This window comes from Nonomuraea sp. NPDC050536 (genome assembly GCF_044457685.1).
GTDB lineage: Bacteria > Actinomycetota > Actinomycetes > Streptosporangiales > Streptosporangiaceae > Nonomuraea.
Map to the genome: position 1 here is coordinate 365,669 of NZ_JBITHD010000002.1, position 21,486 is coordinate 387,154.

General features: G+C 69.7%; 18 protein-coding genes. 6 read left to right on the plus strand and 12 right to left on the minus strand.

Annotated features, from left to right (window positions below; translation table 11 throughout):
* Position 1: 1 nt before the first annotated feature.
* From ACIBHX_RS08690 to ACIBHX_RS08710, 5 genes are read right to left on the minus strand one after another with little or no spacing between them, the layout of a single operon-like run.
* A complete protein-coding gene (locus tag ACIBHX_RS08690; RefSeq protein ID WP_397065607.1) occupies positions 2–922 on the minus strand; it encodes a type II secretion system F family protein in 921 nt (306 codons plus the stop codon).
* Positions 915–1,793 carry a type II secretion system F family protein gene (locus ACIBHX_RS08695; protein WP_397065609.1) on the minus strand — a complete coding sequence of 293 codons (879 nt, stop codon included), beginning with the start codon at positions 1,791–1,793 and terminating at the stop codon, positions 915–917. Before ACIBHX_RS08695 ends, ACIBHX_RS08690 begins: the two co-directional genes overlap by 8 nt.
* Entirely contained in the window at positions 1,793–3,094 is a 1,302-nt protein-coding gene (locus ACIBHX_RS08700) for a CpaF family protein (RefSeq protein ID WP_397065611.1), read from the minus strand. Before ACIBHX_RS08700 ends, ACIBHX_RS08695 begins: the two co-directional genes overlap by 1 nt.
* Positions 3,091–3,798: a hypothetical protein gene (locus tag ACIBHX_RS08705; protein ID WP_397065612.1), complete on the minus strand. Its 708-nt coding sequence runs from the start codon at positions 3,796–3,798 to the stop codon at positions 3,091–3,093. The genes ACIBHX_RS08700 and ACIBHX_RS08705 overlap by 4 nt, the downstream gene beginning before the upstream one ends.
* A gap of 1 nt (position 3,799) precedes the next feature.
* Entirely contained in the window at positions 3,800–4,432 is a 633-nt protein-coding gene (locus tag ACIBHX_RS08710; RefSeq protein WP_397065614.1) for a hypothetical protein, read from the minus strand.
* Positions 4,433–4,718: 286 nt separating this feature from the next.
* On the opposite strand from ACIBHX_RS08710, the gene ACIBHX_RS08715 reads away from it, so the two are divergent.
* Complete coding sequence (locus tag ACIBHX_RS08715) at positions 4,719–5,288, plus strand: hypothetical protein (protein WP_397065615.1); 570 nt, start codon at positions 4,719–4,721, stop codon at positions 5,286–5,288.
* A 1,152-nt stretch (positions 5,289–6,440) separates the two neighbouring features.
* Positions 6,441–11,405 (plus strand): FtsK/SpoIIIE domain-containing protein, encoded by a 4,965-nt coding sequence (locus ACIBHX_RS08720; protein ID WP_397065617.1) that lies wholly within the window; start codon positions 6,441–6,443, stop codon positions 11,403–11,405.
* A 413-nt stretch (positions 11,406–11,818) separates the two neighbouring features.
* Here ACIBHX_RS08720 and ACIBHX_RS08725 read toward each other — a convergent pair whose 3' ends face one another.
* A complete protein-coding gene (locus ACIBHX_RS08725) occupies positions 11,819–13,087 on the minus strand; it encodes a hypothetical protein (RefSeq protein WP_397065619.1) in 1,269 nt (422 codons plus the stop codon).
* The gene (locus ACIBHX_RS08730; RefSeq protein ID WP_397065620.1) at positions 13,087–13,455 is read right to left on the minus strand and encodes a hypothetical protein; all 369 of its coding nucleotides are present in this window, start codon (positions 13,453–13,455) and stop codon (positions 13,087–13,089) included. Before ACIBHX_RS08730 ends, ACIBHX_RS08725 begins: the two co-directional genes overlap by 1 nt.
* Positions 13,456–13,566: 111 nt before the next feature.
* Between ACIBHX_RS08730 and eccB the strand changes: the two genes are divergently transcribed.
* The 4 genes from eccB to ACIBHX_RS08750 all read left to right on the plus strand — a co-directional run bounded on the left by eccB (position 13,567) and on the right by ACIBHX_RS08750 (position 16,284).
* A complete protein-coding gene (gene eccB / locus ACIBHX_RS08735) occupies positions 13,567–14,982 on the plus strand; it encodes a type VII secretion protein EccB (RefSeq protein ID WP_397065622.1) in 1,416 nt (471 codons plus the stop codon).
* An 18-nt stretch (positions 14,983–15,000) separates the two neighbouring features.
* A complete protein-coding gene (locus tag ACIBHX_RS08740) occupies positions 15,001–15,333 on the plus strand; it encodes a hypothetical protein (protein ID WP_397065623.1) in 333 nt (110 codons plus the stop codon).
* Between the two features lie 241 nt (positions 15,334–15,574).
* Positions 15,575–15,871, plus strand: a complete 297-nt coding sequence (locus tag ACIBHX_RS08745) for a hypothetical protein (RefSeq protein WP_397065624.1) — start codon at positions 15,575–15,577, stop codon at positions 15,869–15,871.
* Positions 15,871–16,284, plus strand: a complete 414-nt coding sequence (locus tag ACIBHX_RS08750) for a YbaB/EbfC family nucleoid-associated protein (protein ID WP_397065626.1) — start codon at positions 15,871–15,873, stop codon at positions 16,282–16,284. Before ACIBHX_RS08745 ends, ACIBHX_RS08750 begins: the two co-directional genes overlap by 1 nt.
* Before the next feature lie 9 nt (positions 16,285–16,293).
* Here the strand turns inward: ACIBHX_RS08750 and ACIBHX_RS08755 are convergent, their stop codons facing one another.
* The 5 genes from ACIBHX_RS08755 to ACIBHX_RS08775 all read right to left on the minus strand — a co-directional run bounded on the left by ACIBHX_RS08755 (position 16,294) and on the right by ACIBHX_RS08775 (position 21,427).
* Positions 16,294–17,670, minus strand: a complete 1,377-nt coding sequence (locus tag ACIBHX_RS08755) for a LysM peptidoglycan-binding domain-containing protein (protein WP_397065627.1) — start codon at positions 17,668–17,670, stop codon at positions 16,294–16,296.
* Positions 17,671–17,864: 194 nt separating this feature from the next.
* Positions 17,865–18,632: a hypothetical protein gene (locus ACIBHX_RS08760; RefSeq protein ID WP_397065629.1), complete on the minus strand. Its 768-nt coding sequence runs from the start codon at positions 18,630–18,632 to the stop codon at positions 17,865–17,867.
* A gap of 2 nt (positions 18,633–18,634) precedes the next feature.
* Positions 18,635–19,675, minus strand: coding sequence for a hypothetical protein (locus ACIBHX_RS08765; RefSeq protein ID WP_397065631.1), 1,041 nt, complete (start codon positions 19,673–19,675; stop codon positions 18,635–18,637).
* A gap of 13 nt (positions 19,676–19,688) precedes the next feature.
* Positions 19,689–21,023 carry a WXG100 family type VII secretion target gene (locus tag ACIBHX_RS08770; protein ID WP_397065633.1) on the minus strand — a complete coding sequence of 445 codons (1,335 nt, stop codon included), beginning with the start codon at positions 21,021–21,023 and terminating at the stop codon, positions 19,689–19,691.
* A gap of 8 nt (positions 21,024–21,031) precedes the next feature.
* Positions 21,032–21,427: a hypothetical protein gene (locus ACIBHX_RS08775; RefSeq protein WP_397065635.1), complete on the minus strand. Its 396-nt coding sequence runs from the start codon at positions 21,425–21,427 to the stop codon at positions 21,032–21,034.
* Positions 21,428–21,486 lie beyond the last annotated feature (59 nt).

Consider the following 21,486-nt stretch of genomic DNA (forward strand, 5'->3'; position numbering starts at 1 on the left):
GTCAGGACCCCAACATCTTCATAGCGGCGGGAAAACTGAGAAAGATCACGAAGCCCGCGCAGAGCAGCAGCTGGGCCACGAGCATCGACTGTGAGCGTTCGCCGGCGCGGCCCTCGATCTCGGCCAGCTCCCTGCGGCGCAGCGTGGCGGCCCTGGCGGTGAGCGACGCGCGGACCTTGGCTCCGTCGTCGGCGACCAGCCCGAGCGCGGCCGACAGGTCGCGCAGCTCGTCGACGTTGATCTCCTCGCCGAGCTGGCCGAGTGCCTGCCAGGGCGTGATGCCGACGATCCTGGCGCCGCTGAGCGCCTCGCGGATGCGGGCCATGCACCAGTTCGGCTGGTCGCCGCTGACGTTCACCGCCATCAGGAGCGCCTCAGGGACGCCGCGGCCGCCCGCCAGGTTCATCGAGACCAGGTCGAGGAAGGCGCCGACCACATGGCGGAAGTCGCGCCGCCTGGCCGCCGCGTCACGCCGGATCTGCAGGTCGGGCAGGAAGAAGAACACGACGGCGACCGCGACGGCGCTCCAGAACGGGATCGTCAGCGAGGTGCCCCACCCCATCAGCACCAGCCAGCCGAGCAGCAGCGGGAACGCCAGCAGCCCGGCCGCCGCGAGCAGCACCTTCGTGGCCAGGAACCCCTCGAACGAGCGCCCGACCAGCGCCAGGTCCGCCCTGATCGAGCGGGCCTCCCAGCCGCGCGCCCCGTACAGGCGGGCCAGCCGTACGCCGAGACCGCGGCGGAAGGCGCTGACCTCCTCGTCGGGCAACACGAGCTGGATGCGCGCGGAGTCGGCGTCGTCGCGCACGGAGTCGAGCGCGAGCAGCCTCGCGACGAGCCCCGGCCGCGCCGGGAACAGGGCACGCAGCAGCAGGAACAGGCCGAGCCCGAACACGCCGCCCGCGAGCACGCCCTCAACCATGGCCGCCTCCCGTCTCGACCAGCTGTTGCGCGGGTTTGCCCGTCCCAGAGAGCAGGCGGGCGGGTTTGTCGAATCTGGCCAGGCGGCGCATCCACGCGAACCCGGCGCCGAACAGCCCCGCCACCACGACCAGCACCGCCTGGCCGAGCCAGCTGTGGTACTCGCTGACGTAGGAGGGGTTGAAGACCACCAGCAGCCCGGCGAAGGCCAGCGCGGTGATCACCACGATCTGCACGCTGCGCCGGGTGGAGCGGCGCTCGGCCTCGACGCGGCGCCGCATGTCGAGCTCCTCGCGGGCCGATACGGCCAGCGCGCCCAGCACGTCGCGCAGGCCAGGACCGCGCAGCCGCGAGTTCAGTATCAGGGCGGCGACCACCAGATCGGCCGAGGGATCGTCCAGCTCGTCGGCGAACAGGGCGAGCGCGTCGGGCAGCGCCATCCTGGTGTGCAGCCGGTCGACCAGCGCCCGCAGGTGCGGTCTGAGCATCGGCGCCGCGGCCCTGATCGACGACGGGATGGCCTGCTCCAGCCCGGCCGCGCCGGCGATGGTGTCGCGCAGCGACTCCGTCCAGGCGGCCAGCCCCTCCAGACGGCGCATCGCGGCCCGCTCCTCCGCCGCGCCGCCCGACAGTCCCCGCCAGGCGAACACCAGCAGCACCGCGCCCACCGCCATGACCGGCCAGCCGGTCACCACCAGGACGAGCACGGCGGCCACGGCGGCGATCGCGGTGCGCGTGGTCAGCGCCTTGACCAGGTGGCGCCTGGGCTGGGCGGGCCGGGGACGCATGCCGTACAGGGAAAGGAACAGCAGGAAGATCCCGGCGCCGGCGGCCGCTCCCGCCGGCAGGGCGAGCGGGTCGATCGTGAACATCACCAGCTCCCCGGGTTGTAGCCGTGTGCGGCGAGCTCTTCCAGGCAGGAGACGGGAGCATGGGGTACGGCGGGGCCGTCGGGGCCGGGCACGAACACCTCGCTCGACAGGACGCGGCCGTCGCAGCCGTTGACCTCGCGGACGCTGGAGACGAAACGGCGCAGGGTGCCGCCGCTTTCGAAGTCGTTGCGCTTCTCGACGAAGACGACGAAGTCGATGGCGCCCGCGATGAGCATGTGGGTGGCGTCGATGGGCAGGCGTTCGTCGGCCTGCAGCGCGTAGGTGGCGATGCGGTTGAAGACCTCCATGCTGGAGTTGGCGTGGATGGTCGACAGCGAGCCGTCGTTGCCCTGGGTCATCGCGTTGAGCATGGTGACGATCTCGTCGCCGAGGACCTCGCCGACGATCACCCTGGACGGGTTCATCCGCAGGGATCTCCTGACCAGCTCGGCCATGGTGATCTCGCCCTGGCCCTCGGCGTTGGGCAGGCGCTGCTCGAAGGCGACCACGTTCGGATGGAGTTCGGGGAACTGGTCGAGGCCCAGCTCCAGAGCCCTTTCGACGGTGATCAGGCGTTCGGACTGTGGGATCTCGTTGGCCAGCGCCCTGAGCAGGGTGGTCTTTCCCGCGTTGGTGGAGCCGGCGATCATGATGTTCTTGCGGGCGTTCACCGCGGCGGCGAGAAATCGGCCTATTTCCGGGCTCAGCGTGTTGTTGCCGACCAGGTCGGAGAGGAACACCTTGCCCAGGCGGGCCCTTCTGATCGACACGGCCGGCCTGAGCGTGACATCCATGACGGCGCTCAGCCGCGAGCCGTCGGGCAGGCGCAGGTCGAGCTGCGGGTTCGCGGTGTCGAACGGCCTGCTCGACAGCCCCGAGTATGCGGCCAGGATCTGGATCAGCTCGATCAGCTCGTCGTCGGACTCGGCCACGGGGTCGTGCATGACCTCCTGGCCGTCCGCGTAGCCGACGAAGACGCGGTCGCAGCCGTTGATGTCGATGTTCTCCACCTCGGGGTCGTCGAGCAGCGGCTGCAGGCGGCCGACGCCGAACAGCGCGGCGTGGATCCCCGCCGCGAGCGCCTCTTCCTCCTCGACCGTGGGCGGGGTGCGGCCCAGTCCGATCTCGCTGCGCGCGTGCTCCTCCAGCACCTGGGAGATCAGCGCCCTGGCGAACTGGCGCTCGTCCTCGCCCGTCATCGCGACCAGGCCGTTGGCCTGGTCGAGCCTGCGCTGGTGAGCCAAGCGGTCGCCGACCTCCTGGCGGAAGCGCTTGACGAGACCGTGGTCGATCATGCTCATGTGAGCCTCCTGGCCAGGTCGCGGGCGGTGCGGATGAGGAGCGTGCGGTCCAGGCGCCCGCCCCATCTCCCGCGCAGCAGCTCGGCGCCCTTGGGGTCGTGGGCCAGGCCGTACACGTGCTCGACGCTCTGACCGACGACGCGGCGCACGTCGTCGATGGAGGCGCGGTAGTTGCGCGGGTCGGCGATCACCACGACCGCGTGCGCCTTGCTGATCGACAGGCGCTCGCGCAGGTGGGCGACGTGGTCGAGGGTGGCGCGGGTGAGCATCACGACCTGGTCGGCCTCCGCCATCAGGTCGGCGATCTGGGGATAGGAGCCCAGGCGGCCGCAGTCGGCGATCACGTCCGCGCCTGGGACGGCGGCCAGCGTGCGGCCCAGTGGCCCCCACATCCAGGTCAGTCCCGCGGCCTGCTCGCCGTGGGTGAGCCCGGCCAGCACGTCGAGGCCGCCGACGATCTTCTGTGTGTGCTCGTGGATCTGCGCGGGCTCGAGCCCCCTGCGCGCGGTGGCGCCCAGCGACAGCAGACCCTTGGCCGGGTTGAGCACCCCGCCGTCGGCCCCGGGCAGCCGGTAGGCGAGGTCTCCCCCCGCCGGGTCGCACTCGGCCAGCAGCACGGGCCGCGGCCACACCGCCGCCAGGGCCGTCGCCGTGGTCGTGACGCCCGGCGCGCCCTTGTCGGCGGCCAGCACGATCAGTGCCACCTCAGCGCGCTCCGGGCAGCTCGGCCACCGCGACCTCGCCGGCGGAGGCGTATCCGACGATCTCCGGCGACGTCGACGCGTCGACGATCACGGTGATCTGCCCCTTGTCGCCCACGCTGTTGACCAGCGCGCTCTGCGCGAGCACCTGACTGTCCTGCTGTGTCGTACGGCCTGCCGCGTGGACGATCTGGACGCGGTCTCCCGCTTCCAGCCCGGCTGGATACTGGCCGGGTTTGAGCGCGAGACCCACCCTGGCCTTCCCCGGGCCGAGTTCCTGGCTGGCGGTCACGCCCATGTCGCTGGTCAGGAGCGTGCCCGGCAGGATCGTCACCGCGGCGAAGGTCTGCAGGACCCGTTGTCTTTGTGACCACGCGACGTAGTCGACGCCCGTGTCGGCTATCTGGACCTCCTCGATCACCCGGTCGGTGAACGGCTGGCCCGCGCCGACCTGTTGGGTGACCCTGATCGCGGAGACCCGGTCGCCGCTGCGCAGCACGAGCAGCGTGGTGGCCAGCGCCCCGCCCAGGATGAGGAGCACGGCGAGCGCCGCCAGCGCGGGCTTCCGCTCACGGGGAGGAACGGGAAGCTTGCGCGAGGCAGGGGCGGACAGCCCCGGCTTTTCTGCGGTCCTCATGGGTGGGGGGCTCCCAATTGGCTGAGTTAATTGTGTAATTCACGCCATTATGTGCACCCGGGTGACGAGGTGGGGCTCGAATGCGCCGAACCATGCTCGTTTCGCAGGTAGGACACTGTCAACTGGAATTGCGTTATGCCTATTGGGTTGGCCGACTTGACGTTTCTCGATTTTTTGGGTTATGCGGCACTAGATTAACTCTCATCCCCCCTTTCACGGATTTTTCATAAGATTCATACTTTTGGACGGCTTCTGAACCCGTTCAACTTGTGCGATCATTGGCGGCATGGCTCGCAGGAAGCTCCCGGCCTGGCTCCGCCCGCCGCCGCAGCCCATACGGCGAGACACCACCATCGCCTCCCCCCATGCCACCCCCGAAGCCCAAGACACCCCCCGAGTCCTGGACACCCCCGGAGTCCAGGACACCTTCAAGGCCCAGGACGGCCCGGGGGCCAACGACAGCCTCGTCACCAGGCTCCGCCTAGGCGACGCTTCACGGGTCTTTCGGCTGCGCGAGGACGGGACCTCGCGGATCTTTCGGCTCCGCCAGGACGGGACCTCGCGGGTCTCCCGGCTCCGCCAGGACGGGACTTCGTGGGTCACCCAACTGCGAGAGGACGGGGTCACTCGGGTCTCTCGGTTGCGGGAGGACGGCGCGTCGCGGGTCGAGGAGTTGCGGCGACGTGGGGTGGAGCGGATCGTGGGGGCGCCGGCGACCGAGCGAGTAGTGGAGCGGCTGCATCGGGCGGCGACCGGGCTCGCGGAGGTCACCTCTGACGTGAGCGCCTACGCGGGGCTGCTCGAGGAGAAGGCCGGAGAGCTGCACGACCGCACCCGCTCACGCCGCGATCCCTAGGTTTTCCACAGCGTCATCCACAGGAAAGGCCTCACGGCCGAGCAAAATCCCCGCTAGTTTTCCACAGGCCCACTTGTCATTCACGGCCATGCGGGTCTTCATCCCCGCCATCCGCACAGGTCCGACGCCTCATACCGGTTGTCCACAGGCAGCCGAGAAGCCGCGCCCGTCATCCACAGGCGAGCCGGTCCATGCCGTTGACGTCAACTGGCGCGCCTAACGTGCCTTCGGGCGCTACCTTGGCGCCCGCGGGGTGCGCCCCGCTCGGCCCATCCGAGGAGACGGCACATGCGGATCATGCTCACCGTGCTCGGCGAGCAGGGCGACCGTGACGTGGTCATCGATGGCGACGACGGCATCACCGTGGCCCGCGTGGCCGAAGCCCTCGACTCCCCCGAGCCCCTCGCCAAGGTCGTCCGCCTCCCCCGCTCCCGCGCCCCCTACGGCCTCTCCGACCCCCACCCCCCAACCCCCCTCCCCTCCCCAACCAACACCTCCCCTCCCGATCCACCACATCAGGAACTCCTCAACCGCGACCCAGCCGCCCCCACCCCACCACCCCACCACGGCCCCCACAACAACGCCCCCGCCGCGCCACCCCACAACCACCCCCACAGCGACAGCCCCGCCGGACCGCCTCACGGCCGTTCTCGCTTGGACACACCCGCCACTCCGTTCCCAGGCGCCGCCCGCCGCGGACCCACCACCTCCGGCGTGCCCGCGCCGCCTGATCACGCGATCGGGCCTTCCGTGCCCGCATCGAGCGTGCCCGGCGGCCTCGGGTCTGTTCCTCCGGTGACGCATTCCTGGGAGCCTTCCGACGACACGCGTGGCGCTCCGCCCCAGGGCCCGGGGCACCGCAGCCGCACCGGCATGCCACCTCACCGCCTCGACCCGGCAACGCCTGAACGCGAACCCTCACGTCCTACAGCGCTCCCCTCGGAGACGCCCCCGCGTCCCACAACGATCACCCCGGAGACGCCCTCACATCCCACAGCGCCCCCCTCGGAGACGCCCTCACATCCCACAGCGCTCTCCTCGGAGACGCCCTCGCGTCCGACGGCGCCCACTCCGGAGATGCCCTTCGGCAGGTCCGGGACATCACGCCGCGGCTCTCGAGGTGGCCTGCCGTACCGGAGTTCAGAGCGGGGCGTGGTCGATGGGCTGGCGTATGACGGGCCGGCGTTGTGGCGGAACGGGAAGGCGCTCGATCCGCGGGCCCCGGCGCGGGCGGTGCTGCGCGACGGTGACAAGGTGACGCTCGACCCCCGGTTGGCACGCTCCACGGTGATCGAGGAGCCGGGCGGCGTGGCCGAGGTGCGCGTGGTGGGCGGGCCGGCGGCGGGAGCGGTGCACCGGCTGGGCCTCGGCGTGCACGTGATCGGCTCCGATCCCATGTGCGCGATAGCCGTGGCTGATCCGACCCTGGCTCCCGAGGCGGCGACCGTACGCGTGACTCCGGGGGCCATCACGGTCGAGCCGGCACGCCGCGACGAGCCCGCGCAGGCGCCGCGGCTGAAGTTGAAGGGCCGCTGGGCCGAGGAGGTCGCCGAGATGGCGGCCAGGGTGGAGGCGCGCGAGGCCGCCAAGCAGGAGCACTGGAGCTCACCGTGGCCGCAGCCCGAGCTGGCCGCGAGCACGCTCACCGAGGCCCGCGACTGGCCGGAGGACACGCTGCTGACCTGCGGCTCGTCGCTGTTCACGCTCACGGCGATCGAGCCGCGGGACGCGCACCTCGCGCCCAGGGCGGAGGGCGGCGTGGCCTACAACCGGCCGCCCCGGCTGCGGCGGCCCGAGCCCGAGCGGCGCTTCGAACGGCCGAGGGAGCCACACCGGGCCGAGGGCATGCGGCTGCAGTTGCTCGCGGCGATGCTGCCCGCGGTGCTCGGGTTGACGCTGGCGTTCGTGCTGCACCAGTGGTACTTCCTGCTGGTCGCACTGATGACCCCGATGATCATGATCGGCCAGTGGTGGAGCGACCGGCGGCACGGCCGCAAGCAGCACCGTCAGGCGAGTAAGCAGCACAAGCAGGAGCTCGAGGCATACGGGCAGGCGGTCGAGCGGGCCAGGGCGCAGGACGAGCGCTCCCGCAGGCACGACGCCCCCGACCCCGCGCAGGTGCTGCTGACCGCCACGGGACCGCGAAGACGGCTGTGGGAGCGGCGTGTCCACGACGCCGACGCGCTCAAGCTGCGCGTGGGTCTCGCCGACCTGCCCGCCGACCTGGAGCTCACCGAGGAGCAGGGCGGGGCGCTCGATCCGCCGATCTGCCGCGCCGTACCCGTGTCGCTGGCGATGCGGCGCCTGGGCGTGGCGGGGGTGACGGGGCCGCGCGAGACCGCGACCGCGCTGGCGAGCTGGCTGATCGGCCAGGCCGCCACCCTGCACAGCCCGCGTGACCTGGCGATCGTGGTGCTGTCGGCGCACTCGGACGGCGAGCGTCGCTGGAGCTGGGTCCGGTGGCTGCCCCACTGCGCGCCGCGCGGTGGCGAGGAGTGCGTGGCTCTGGTCGGCACCGATCCGGAGTCCGCGGCCCGCCGGGTCGCCGAGCTGGCCGCGCTCATCGACGAGCGCCAGAACACCGCGATCCCGGAGCTCGGCAAGATCCCCACCGGTTGGGACGATCTCGGCGGACCCGAGACGCCCGCTTTCTCCTCGTATGACGTCCGGCCCTATGACGTGCTCGTGGTGCTCGACGGCGCGCAGGTGTTGCGCGGGCTGCCGGGCATGCCGCAGGTGCTGCGCCAGGGTCCGCGGTCGGGCGTCTACACGCTGGCGCTCGACGAGGATCAGCGGCTGCTGCCCGAGGAGTGCGCGACGGTCGCCGACTGCGCGGCCGACGGTCAGGTACGACTGCGCGGCGGCGGGCTCGAGGCGATCGGCGACATCCTGGGCGACCTGGTCTCGCCCTCCTGGTGCGACCGCCTGGCCAGGGCCATCGCCCCGATCCGCGACGTGAGCAGGGACGACTCGGCGGGCAACCTGCCGGACGAGGCGCGGCTGCTCGACCTGCTCGGCCTGCGCGCTCCGACGGGACGCGAGGTGGCCGCGCGGTGGCGGGCGCGGGGCACCACCCGGGCCGTGATCGGCGTGGGACCCGACGGGCCCTTCGCCGTCGATCTCAGCCTGGACGGCCCGCACGGCCTCATCGCCGGCACCACGGGAGCGGGCAAGTCGGAGTTGCTGCAGACGCTGATCTCCGCGCTGGCCGTGGCCAACCGGCCCGACCAGCTGACGTTCGTGCTGATCGACTACAAGGGCGGGGCGGCCTTCAAGGAGTGCGTACGGCTGCCGCACACGGTGGGCATGGTCAGCGACCTCGACGGCCACCTGACCCAGCGGGCGCTCGAATCGCTGGCGGCCGAGATCCGCCGCAGGGAGCGGCTCCTGCTGGCGGCGGGGGCGAAGGACATCGAGGACTTCCTCGCCTCGGGGCGGGAGCCGCTGCCACGGCTGGTGCTGATCATCGACGAGTTCGCCGCGCTGGTGTCCGAGCTGCCGGACTTCGTGAGCGGCCTCGTGGACATCGCGCGGCGCGGGCGGTCGCTCGGCATCCACCTGATCCTGGCCACCCAGCGGCCGGCCGGGGTGGTGACGGCCGACATCCAGGCCAACACCTCGCTGCGCATCGCGCTGCGAGTCACCGAGCCCGCCGAGTCCACCGACGTGATCGACCTCCCTGACGCGGCCCGCATCTCGAAGTCGACCCCCGGGCGGTGCTACGTGAAGTCGGGAGTCGGGGCCGCGGCGGCCGTGCAGACCGCCCGGGTCGGCGGGCGCGGCTCGGGAAGCGGGGACGCGTTCGTCCGCGTCGGGGACCTCGACTGGCGCACCCTCGGCCGCCCACTCCCCGCACCGCCCACGCCTGCCGGCGACACCGGCACCACCGACCTCACGCTCCTGGTGGACGCCCTCATCGAGGCCGCCCGCATGGCGGGGGTGCCCGACCAACCGAGCCCCTGGCTCGAGCCCCTCCCCACCCACACGGTCCTGGACCTGTCCCATCGCCTCACCCCCGACCTCACCAAAGCACCAACCACCACCACCTCGCCCAATCTCGTCCCAGAGGGTGCCACCCACGTCCGCACCTCACGAGGAGCCAGCGGCGGCCGCATCCCAGGAATCGCCGCGGACGGCCGCACCCTGGGGAATGCCGGCAGCGGTCGCGCCCCAGAGAATGTCACCGGCAGCCGCACCCCCCGGGGAGTCAGCGGCGGCCTCACTCCCGCGAACACCACGGACGACCGCGCCCCAGGGAATGCCACCAGCGGTCGCGACCAGGGGTGGCTTGTCGGGGCCTTCGACGGTGGCGCCGGGCGCCTTGAGCACGGCGTCGCGGAGCGTGAGTCGTGGGAGGAGGTGGAGCCTCTGGTGTTCGGGGTGACGGACCGGCCGTGGGCGCAGGACCGGCGGCCCCTCGCTCTGGATCTCGTCCACGGAGGACACCTGCTCATCGCGGGCGGCGCCCGCAGCGGGCGCTCGACCGCTCTGCGGACCATCGCCGGCGCGATCGCCGCGCAAACCTCGCCGTCCGACGTTCACCTGCACGCGATCGACTGCGGCTCAGGCGCCCTCCTGCCCCTGGTGTCGCTCCCCCACTGCGGCGCCGTCGTCACCCGCGACCAACTCGACCGCGTCGAACGCCTCCTCACCCGCCTCAGATCCGAGATCGGCCGCCGCCAGCAACTCCTGGCCGAGGCCGGACACGCCTCCCTGGCCGAATATCGCGAGGCGGGCAACAGGCTGCCCTGGCTGGTGCTCATGGTCGACCGCTGGGAAGGCTACGTCGCGGCCTTCGAGGGCTACGACTACGGCCGCCTGACCGAGTCCCTCATGCAACTCCTCCGCGAAGGTCCTGCGGTGGGCTTGCGCGCCGTCGTCACCGGCGACCGCTCGTGCCTGCTCGGCCAAGTCTCCACCCTCTTCGAGGACCGCCTCCTCCTCCGCCTGGCGGACTCGGCCGACTACGGCCTGGCCGGCCTCCCGATCAAGAACCTCCCCACCTCGGTCCCCCCAGGCCGCGCCCTCACCATTGGCGAACACGGCATCGTCTCCAGCCAGATCGCCCTCCTGGCCGACGACCCCTCAGGCCCTTCCCAGGTGGCCATCCTCCAGCACCTGGCCCGCGCCGTACCCACCCCCAACACCCAGCAAAGCACCATCCTCCACACCCCCACTGCCCGCAGCCCGCAGCCCAGCAGCACACCCACGGCCCTCGACAACCCGCAACCGGGGAACATCACGGGCACACCCGCTGCCCCCGACAAACCGCAACCGGGCATCATCACCCGCACACCCGCCGACCGCGACAAACCGCAGCCAAGCAACACCACCGGCACACCCGCTGCCCCTGATAGCCCGCAGCCGAGCAGCATCGATCGTGGCGTGGGCGAGTCCGGGTATGGGCGGCGGTGGCGTTGGGAGGGCGAGCCGCCGTTGCGGGTCGACGCGCTGCCCATGCGCATCACGGCGGGCCAGGTCATGGAACTCGACCCGGGCTTCGTCCCGCCGTCGCCGCTGTGGGCGCTGGCGGGCGCGGGCGGTGACGCACTGGCCCCGCTTGGCGTCGACCTGCTTGCCCACGGCCCCGGCGCGGTCGTCGCGGGACCGCCGCGCTCGGGCAGGTCCTCGGTGCTGCTCACGATGGCCAGATCGCTCATCGAGTACGGCACGCCGGTCGTCGCCGTGGTCCCCCGACGCAGCCCGCTGCGCGACCTGGAGGGGGCGCTGGCGGTGCTGGACGGCAACGCGACGGGCCTGCAGGAACTCCTGGCGGAACACGACCGATACGTCGTCCTCGTAGACGACGCCGAGCTCATCAACCCCGACGCCCCCGCCGGACAAGCCCTCGACGAGATCCTCCGCACAGGCAGAGACGCCGAGCACGGCCTGATCATCGCCGGAGCCACCGGCGACCTGGCGACCTCCTACCGCGGTTTCATTGCGGACACCCGCAAGTCCCGAATGGGCCTCCTCCTGTCAGTCCAGAGCCCCGCGGACGGCGACCTCTTCACAATCCGCCTCCCCCGCGGCTCAGTAGGCGGCCCCCCAGGCCGCGGCCTCCTGGTCACCATGGGCAACACCACCCCCATCCAAACCGCCGTCCCCACCCCCTAGCCCGGGCGCGGGGCTCCTAGGCGGGTGCCCGCCGGCCGAACGCGTGCCTCGGACATGCTCGGACGCGGTCAGGTGCGAGGCACGCTGGCGGGTGCCTGCGGAGGGCTCGGACGCGTGGGATGCGGAGCGAACATGGGCCCCGGCGGACGGTTGGGCGCGCGACCCGCAGACGGGGTGCCCGCAGGGGCGCACAGGCGCGGTAGGGCCTGGGTCCACACGCTGTGCCTACGGGGCGCTTGGATGCGTGGGGACGTAGGGCCGAATGTGGGCCCCCGAGGACGCTGGGATGCGGTCAGGCGCGGGCCCGCGGGTGGGGAGCCGCGGGGACGATCGGACGCGATTGAGCGCGGGAGCCCCGCGGGGCGCTCGGGGATGCGGGGTGAGCGCCGGGCCGCGGGGCTTGGGGTGCCGGGTTAGGCGATGAGGTGATCGCGGGCTTCGGGGGTGTCGGTGCCCCAGACGCCGTCATCCTCATGGAGCCAGGTGGTCGTGCCCGGATGCTCCTGCTCCTCGCCCGCGGGCGTGGCACCGACGGGAGGGAAGAACCCGCTCGACGGCCCCCCGGCCGAAGCCAGGCGCGTCGTCCGAGCAGCGTCGACGCCGCCGCCGAAGGCGTTGGGCAGCGTGACAGCCGAGGTCGGCGACCCGTTCCCGGTGGGCGTGTGGGTGACCGAGGGGTGCGTGGTGCTGTTCGGCGTGGTCAGGCTGGTCGGGTCGATCTTCGGCTGGTGGTACTGGGACAGGTCCGTGCCGTGGGAGCCCTTGGTGGGATCGGCGACCGAGGGGTGCGTCACTCCAGCGGGGTTGGTGACGCCGTTCGGCGCGCCGCCGTTCTGGTTGCCGCCGTTCGCGTCGGACCCGCCGGGGTTCCCATTGCCGTTGCCGTTGCCGGTGCCGTTGTCACCACCGGTGCCGTTGTCCCCGTTGCCGACGCCGCCCAGGTCTCCTGTGCCGTTGCCTCCGTGATCGCCGCCGGTCGATCCGGGCCAGCCGTTCGTCCCGGGGCCGTTCGGGTCGTAGGAGGTCGGGTCGTAGGAGGTCGGGTCGTAACCGTGGTACTTGGACGGATCCCACCCGGGCCCCTTGTACGGGTTCTCGTAAGGGGGTATCTCCGGCCCCGCCACCTTCAGCTTGGGCAGGTCCTCGCGCACCGAGGCGGGCAGGCTGTTGTAGATGTTCGACAGGTCGTTGTTGAGGTGCTCCAACTCCTCCTTGGCCACCCCGTTGTTGGTCGAGAAGAAGTTCCAGCCGCCGTCCTTGTCCCGGGCGAACAGGTTGAGGGCGTCGCCGCCGCCAATATCCCACGTGCGGCCCCACCCGAACGTCCCGCCGTAATTGCCCTTGTACTTGGGGATGATCTCCTTGCCGAGCTTCTCCAGCGGCGGGCCCATCTTGTCGGCGCTTTCGGTGAACTCCCGGATCGTCTGGTGCAGCTGCTGGAGAGCCTTCTGCGCCTCGACGGACCCCTTGTCGCCCCAGCAGTCCGCCATCGCTCGGGCAGCGTCCTCGAGCTTGCCGAGGGTGTCCTTGAGGACCCTGCTGGCGTCGCCGTAGGCGACCCCGGCCTTCTCGATGCCCTTCTCGTCCAGCGTGTCGAAGAGCATCTTCACCTTGTCGGCGTGCTGCTTGTCATGGACGCCGAAGTCGATGCAGTAGGGCTTGACCGCGTATTCCTTCGCCATCAGGCATCCTCCACGATGCTCGTGCCGCCCATCAGCTGGTTCAGCGAGTCGAAGTCCTTGGCACCGGCCAGCAACAACCCGATGGCGTTGCGGTACTGGTCGACCACCTTGCCGTAGATGGTGCGGAAGCCCTCGTTTCCTCCGGCCACCGCGTCGAAGAACGCTTTGACGGCCTTGGCCTCGTCGTCCATGACGACCTTCGGCACGTACGAGTTCAGCTGAAAGTCCTGGAGGGATCCCGCTTTGGTGCCGGTGAGGACGTCATAGTCCCGAGCGAGATCAATCGCGATGTTCTTGAGCTTGCTGGCGCTGTAGGTGATCTGGTCGGGCTTTGGGTCCAGCCCCGGCCAGTCCTTCTCATCTGCCACAGCAACACCTCCCGTTAGATCACCAAGATTAGTCCAGTCACGCCTCAAATGGGACATAGTTATCAACCACTTCTATGCTGTCCCAGTAGTCGCCCTTCTCCCAGGAGCAGCATGCAGACTCGGAAGGACCTCTACCAGGCGCATCGGCTGATGACCCAGCGCCTGGGCATGGCCCTGTTGCAGGGCGAGCCCGACGTCTCCGAATCGCCGATGCGGCGTCAGAACGTCGCGATGTTCTGCGGGATGCTGCTGGCCGTCCTGGTCGCGGCGGCCTTCGGGATCTGGGGGATGCTCAAGCCAGGCAACGCCACCAACCTCACCGATGCCGGGCAGTTGCTGGTCGAGGAGGAGACGGGCGCCAGGTTCGTCTACAGCCAGGAGGACGGCCGGCTGCTGCCGGTGGCCAACTACGTCTCTGCCCGGCTGCTGCTCGACGCCGGGGAGATCAAGACGCGTAAGGTCTCCGCGGCCTCGCTGGCCGGCTTCAGCCGCGGCCCGATGGTGGGCATCCCCGGCGCCCCCGACTCACTGCCTGCCAAGGCGCAGCTGGTCAAGGGCCCGTGGTCGGCGTGCGTCTCGGAGACGACCGGCCCGGCAGGGGACGTCAAGCAGTTCGTCACGCTGGTCGGCGGCATCTCCGTCGGCGGGGCTCCGGTCGCCGGCGGCGCGCTGGTCGTCAAGGACGACCAGCAGCAGGGCTGGATCATCTGGGCGAACCAGCGCATGCGCATCGGCCCGGAGGGCGTGCAGGCGCTGGGCGCCGCCAACATCAGGAAGGTCCCCTCCTCCTGGCTGAACGCCATCCCGGCCGGCCCGAAGGACTTCGTCTCGCCGGCCATCGGCAACCGCGGCAAGGTCGTCGCCGGCCCCGCGGGCCGCCGTGCCCGCGTCGGCCAGATCTTCACCGCGTCCGGCATCGCCGGTGCCGCCGACTCCTGGTACGTGCTGCTCGACGACGGTCTCGCGCCAATCACCGTCACGCAGGCCCGGCTCCTGTGGCAGGACAAACGCACGAAACAGGCGTACGGCAAGCTTCCCGTCGAGCCGGTCAAGATCGACGCGGCCACGGCCAACGCCCACCTGTCGAGCCAGCAGATCATGGGCGGCGGGCTCCCCGCGACGCTGCCGAAGCTGATCACACCCGGCACCACCGCGCCCCTGTGCGCGGTATACGCCAACACGCAGGCCGGCTCGGCCAAGGCGACTCTGACCGTGGGCACGCTGGCGATCCCCGTGCCACGCACGATGGGCAACCAGGAGCACTTCGACCAGGTTCTGCTGCCGCCGGGGCGGGCGGCGCTGGCCGGTCTGCTCCCCGGCGACGGGCAGCTGTCGGCCATCTCCACCTACGACCTCATCAGCGACCAGGGCCGCCGTTTCCCCCTGATCGCGGCGGATCAGATCGAGAAGCTCGGCTTCGACGAGACCGACGTCGCCCCGGTGCCCGCCCACCTACTGCACCTGATCCCCCAGGGCCCGGCCCTCGACCCAACAAAGGCCCGCACTCCAGTGGACATCACCCAGTAGACGCAGAAGACCGCAGTCATGTGGGCGGGCCTGTTCTACGCCTTTCGGTTCGCGGCCCGGCTCTGGGCCTCCTACCTGACCTATCTGCGCTCGATGCGGCTGGTCGCGCAGGCCCTCAGCCTGCTGAGCGCGCTCGGTACGGCGCTGCGGTCCCTGCCCGTGGTCGGGCGGCTCAAGGTCGCGGGAAAGCCGGCCAGCGTGCTGAAGCAGGCGCTGCGGCCGTTCAACGCCGAAGCGATGACCAAGCTCGGCAACACGAGGTTCGCGAACTTCGCCAAGCCCACCGGCTACGTCTACGGCGGCAGGCGACGGAGGAGCTGCGCCTGCCGGCATGGAACGCTCCAGAGATGACCTGGCGGGTGACGGATGAGGGTCGCTGTGGGACGTGGCCCAGAAGGTGTGGGCGACGGATCGCGCTGGCGCGAGATCTGCGAGGCCAACCGTGACGCCATCGGCCCAACCCCAACGCGATCAGGATCGGACAGGCACTCACCATCCCAAAGCACGATTGAAGATCGCCTCTTACACATTCGTGACATCTAGGTAGATGCTCCGTAAGATCCACGCTAACAGGAGTTAAAGGGAGCGATCCATGGGGCGTGAGAGCAACGGCTTCGCATACCAGCCGGGGGACCTCGAGAAGGGCGGCAAGGCGGCCGACGTGACCGCCACGTCGCTCACCAAGCCGCTGAACGACTTCATCGCCAACGCGGCTGCAACCCCGAGCACGTTCGGGCTGGTCCCGCAGGGCTCGGAGGAACTGGCGAGCGACTACCGGACCTTCTACACCGAGACCGTCAAGTGGGTGCAGGCGCTGCAGTGGAACCTGGCCAACGCGGCCAAGACCCTCAACACCAGCGAGAAGAACTACAACAACGGCGGCGGCTGATGGACTTCCAGCTCAGCGACCTCGACGCGGTCCGCGAGCGCGCGGACCGCGAGAGCCGGCGCGCGGAGGCGGTCCGCGCCGAACTCGACGCCATCGAGGGCAAGGGCGAGAGCGCCGAGGGCAAGGTAGGCGCCGTGACCGACGCCAACGGCCGCCTCCTGTCGATCACCATCGATCCGCGCGCGCTGTCCATGGGCAGCCTCGACCTGAGCGAAGAGATCACGCTCGCCGTACGGCGAGCCCAGGACGACGGCGAGACCAGACGCGAGCGCGTGCTCAACGAGGCGCTGAGCGACGTCCCCAAGACGCCGGAGGAGATCCTGGACCAGTTCCAGGAGATCTCCCACGGCTACCAGCGCTTCATGGACCACGCCGACGCCAAGATCGACGACATCATGCGGGGTCTGGGCTAGCGCTAGCCCCTACTTGCGGGGGATCTTGAGGGTCATGCCGGTGTCGATCCTGTTCGGGTCGGGCCCGATCACGTCACGGTTGGCCTCGTAGATCTCCCGCCAGCGGTGGCCGTCGCCGTACACCTTCTCGGCGATGTCCCACAGCGAGCCCTCGTTCACCGGCCACGACCCGACCTTGACCTCGACCGGCGACTGCGTCACAGGAGGCTGTGGGGGCTGCGGTGGTTGCGGTGGTTGCGGAGGCTGGGCGGACTGCGGGCGCGGCTCGGTGGGGAAGCTCCGCTGGGCGTCCTGGCTGATGTGCGGCTGCGCCTGGTCGGGGGCGAGCGGCGTGATGGTCCGCAGCAGGGTCCCGGGAATGAGGCCGCCGAAGGAACCCGCGGCCATGACCATCTTGGGGTCCCTCAGACCGAGCTTGCCGACGCCCCAGCCGAAGCCGGCGTTGTAGATACCGGCCGTGGTGCCGAAGATCGCCGCGTTCTGCGCGATCTTGCTGAGCGGCTTGCCCTCGAGCGAGTCGTTGACGATCGACGGAATGGAGCCCGCCATGAAGCCGGCCGCGGCGTTCATCCGCCACGGGTGAGCCCTGGTCAGGGCAGCCCACCCGGTCGTGCCGAGTGGGAGCGCTCCCGCCATCCAGGACGCGTTCGCCAGCTGCGCGTAGCCCAGGCCGAACGGGGCGACGAAGGACTTGCCGTCGATCGTCCTGCTGAAGCCGTTGGAGATGAAGTTACCCGTCCAGCTGAGCGAGGCGACCTTCCAGAAGTTCTTGAACGACTGCAGGCTCGTCTGGCCGAATGACATGCCCGCGGTGCCGTCCAACGTCAGGGCGTTGGCAAAGCGGGAGTCGCCGATGCCCTGCGCCAGCTTGAAGAGCCACCTGTTCTTGGGCTGCAGCACGTTTCCGCTGAACTTGGTCAACCCGAGGCCAGCCGAACGGCGGCCACCGAAGAGCCGGGCGATAGCCCGCAGCGGTGCCGCGAGCCGCTTCATGAGCGCGACCAGGCGCATCATGATCGTCGTGCCATAGACGGTGCCCTTTGCGGCGATGCGCGCCCTGGCCGCCCAGGCCACGTATTTGCTCAGCGCGCCGTACGCGAGGGAGACAGCGATGCTGGCGATGACTGCCTCGATGATCGACTTGATCAGTTCCTTCAGCGCCACCTTGGTCTGGTGGCTGGCCTCTCTGGCCATGTCGAGGACCTTGACCACGCTGCGGAGGTTCTTGACGACCTCCACGCGGTCCGCGGGGTTGAAGTACCGGCCGCTCATTTCTTGATAGTGGTCGGCCGCGCCACCCGACCACTCAGACGTGCCCTTGCCGGCCGCCGCGCCGATGTCGACCTTCTCCAGCTCACCGGCGAGTTGTTCGCATGCGGCGGACATCCTCTGCAACTGCCGCTCTTCGGCGTCGCCGCCAAGCGACTTGACCGCATTGAAGAGTGTTGTGAGCAGCTCAGAAACTGCATCCGCCACAGGGCCCCCTAGTCCCACAGGCACCTGGAGTGCCTAATGAGAAGAATGATGCCTTGTTACCTTTATGTTGACAAGAGTTCACTATGTAGCCATTTGTTAACAGATTAGACCAAAGAGGTCCCTGCGGACAGATCCGGAAGCCCACCCATAGCCGGATCCTTGATAGCCACGGGCGTCACCGCACCGGACTTGGCGTCGTTGCCGAGTGCGGTCGCACCGAAAGTGGCAGTGGGAATCTTCATGTCCTGGAATTTCATCGCCAGCTGCTGGCTCGTTAGTGAAGCGAGCTGGTATACGCCGTAAGTGGCCCCCGCAAACACCGCCACCTTCATCAGCAGTGGCTTGAAGCGCTCCCAGAGCCCCTGCAGCCCCGCGTTGGTCGCCGCCTGGGTCGCCACCGCGGCAGCCAGGTTGATCTTGCCCATCAGTGAGAGGGTGGCCAAGGTGGCCATCACCCCCGCGATGCTCAGGGCGATCCACGACACCATGTCGTAGTGCTTGGCGGAGGCATCCAGGTTGTCGCCCACGACGTCGCGCTGGCCCGCCATGTTCTTGGCCTGCTTGATGTACTCGTCGATCTGCCCGGAGACGAGCTCGAAGCTGCCCGCCTCCCAGTGCGCCTTGTTCTTCAAGTCATCCTTGAGCTTGTTCACATCGTTCATGAGCTGGTCGATCTCTTGGGTGTCCCCCCCGTTCTGCTTCGTCTTCCAGGGGACCTTGGCCGCCCTCATCTGGTCGGAATCGGCGATCGTGAGGCCGATCCCGGCCGCGATGGAAAATGCCAGGGGGCGCCTGATGACAGCCGCGGCGTAGGTGGCGAGAGCGGCCGCCAGGAAGAAGCGGTTCCTCGTGCCGAACAGTGACTCGCTCATGTTCATGCCTCCAAGTGCCGGACGACATCGGGGGCGACGTCATCGTCGAAGCCCCACACGCCCTCGTCGTCCTGCCTCAGGTCGTACTGGGACGACTGCTCCTTCTCCTGCTCACCACCACCACCGCCCATGCCACCCATCGGGAGGAACGGCGCGCCGCCCATGCCGCCCATCCCGGAGCCGAGCTTGCCCGCCAGGCCGCCCGGCAACGATCCGTTCGGGCCCATGCCGGAGACGCTTCCGGCGGGATTCAGGCCGGGCAGGCGCCCGGGGTCGATCCTGGTGTTGCCGCCCTCGGGCGTGCCGACGGTCGGCGTCTTGAGGCTCGACGGGTCGAAGTTGGACAGGCCGGTCTTGGTGGGGTCGGGCATGTTGAGCTTGTCGCCCAGGTTGGTCTTGCTCGGATCCAGACCCGAGGTGTCCGGCATCTTGAGATCCGGGTTCTTCAGGTCCGGGTTCTTCAGGTCCGGCGTGTTGAGTTTGGGATCCGTGAGCCTCGGATCGTTCAGCTTGGGATCGTTCAGCTTGGGATCGGTGAGCTTCGGATCGGTCAGCTTCGGATCGGTCAGCTTCGGATCTGTCAGCTTGGGATCGGTGAGCTTCGGATCCGGCAGCTTCGGGTCAGGGATCTTCGGGGTCTTGAGATCCGCGGGCGTGAGGTTCGGAATGCCGCCCGGGCCGGGGATCTCGGGGCCGCCGGGCGGCGGCTTCTGGTTGGCGGCTTCCGCGGCCGTGTAGCGGTCGTCGGCGGTCTTCAGCGCCGACTGCCAGGAGTCCAGGACCTCCCTGGCCACCTTCAGCGTGCTGGTGTGATCGGTGCGCGCCTGCGTGTGCCCGTGGCCGGCATCCCTTCCCGAAATCCCGTAGCCGGGCCACCCGAGGTCGATCTGGCCGGTTCTGTTCGAGAGGGAGGACACGGTGTCGCCGGTGTGCGTGAGGCTCTTGCCGGTGTTCTCGATCTCACCCGACTTGAACTTCACGCCGGAGCTCGGCGTGAAGTTCATCCCGGCACTCAGCTGGTTGTAGTAATCCTGCGCTCCCATGTCCCCCTCCTTCTCAGCCGATGCGCGGCTCGGTCACCGTGTGCGACGCCGTCCAGTCGTTCGGGTCGCCCTTCAGGTCGGGGGTGTGCTCGAAGGACTCGCCCTCGCCCCCTCCCCCGCCCATCGGGAGCCACGGGGACATCCCGTTGCCGTTCGCCAGGCCACGCGCGCCGGCGGCGGTGAGTCCGTTCCCCGCGAACGGCGCCGGCTCACCCAGCACCGACGGCACGCTCGGGGTCGCGCTGTTCGGCGTGATGAGCGTGTTCGGCGTCGCTGTGTACGTCGGGGTGTAAGTCGTCGGGGTGTACGGCGTGGCGACGGTGTGGGGCGTGAAGGTGGCCACCTGGCTCTGCCGCGCGTTGTGATCGATCACGGAGGGCACGGTGGTCTGACGGTCGTGGCTCGTGGTCGACGTGACGCCCTGCGGCTGGCCCGCCGCATTGTCGGAGTGCGAACCGTCCGGGTTGGTGCCGTCCGGGTTGGTGCCGTTCTGATCGGTACCACCCGAGTGGTCCGTGCCGCCGTTGTCGCCGGTGTGGTGGTCCGACCCGGTGGATCCGTCGTCCTGGCCGGTGCCTGTGTGGTCCGTGCCGCCCGGCTTGTCGCTCTGGTCGTGGCCGCCGGTCGTGTCGTGGCCGTTGGTCCCGGGAGCCGTGGTGCGGTGTCCGGGGTCCGTGACGTGGCTCTTCTCCACCGGGGTGTACTTGCCCGGGTGCCAGCCGTCGTCCTGCGAGCTCTCGGGGTAGACCACCGGGGTCTGGTTGGGATCGCCGCTGGGGCTCGAGACGATCGGCACCTCGTAGGTCACGCTGTACGGCACGTTGACCGCGTAGATGTTGGAGATCTTCTGGTTGAGCTCGTACATGACCTTGCGGGCTTGGATGTCCGCGGAGTCCTGCTTGGGGCCCAGCGGGAGGTACGAGTCCGCGATGGCCATCGACACGGAGGAGTAGGTGCCGTCCTTCTCCTTCAGGTCGGTCTTGATGTCCTGGACCTTCTGCAGGGCAATGGGCACCTCCTGGGCGTACAGCCGCAGCGCCGTGCTCATCTGGTCCATCTTGGTCGACAGCTCGTTGCCGGTGGCGTGCAGCAACCGCAGGGCCGTCTGCACCTCCGCGGCGGTCGGGCCCTCCCAGACCTCGGCGAGCTTGGCGTGCTGCTCCTCCAGGGCCTTGGTGATCGCCTGCACCGCGCTGGACGCGTGCATATAGGCGAAGCCGGCGTCGTCGATCATGAGCGGCTCGGTGTCGCCGAGGAGCTTCTCGATCTCCGCCTTGGACTTGTTGACCTCCGCCCCTTGCGGGATCGCGGACGCCCAGATGACCAGTTCCTCGCGCTTGCTACCCACGAGCCACCTCAGGCACCTTGTGTCGGGTTCGTCTTGGCATACACGTCGGCGTTGGCCTCGATCGCCTCGATGGCCGCGACCACGGCTTGGGCCCACGCGCTGTAGGCCTCGTGGAACTTGGAGCCCCCGCTCTCCTTGCCCACTGTCTTGCCGAACTTGAGTGCGTCGTCCCACATGCCGATCTGCGCCTCTTTCAGCTGGCAGTGGTCCATGATGCTGCTGGTCGTGCCCGTGGTGTAGCCGTCGTCAGAACCCTTGCCCTGGATACCCTCCAGATGGGTCTTGAGCTCCCGGGCGATAGCGCGCATCTTGCCCACGTCGTACCTGAGCGTGACGTTCCCGTCGAGGCCCTTCCAGTTCGGGTCGAGGGTGAAGGAGCTGCCGTCCCCTTCTTCGTTGCGCATGCTTCACTCCTCCGTAAAAAGCCGTACGCCCGGCCGCCACCCGGAGGGGCGGCGACCAG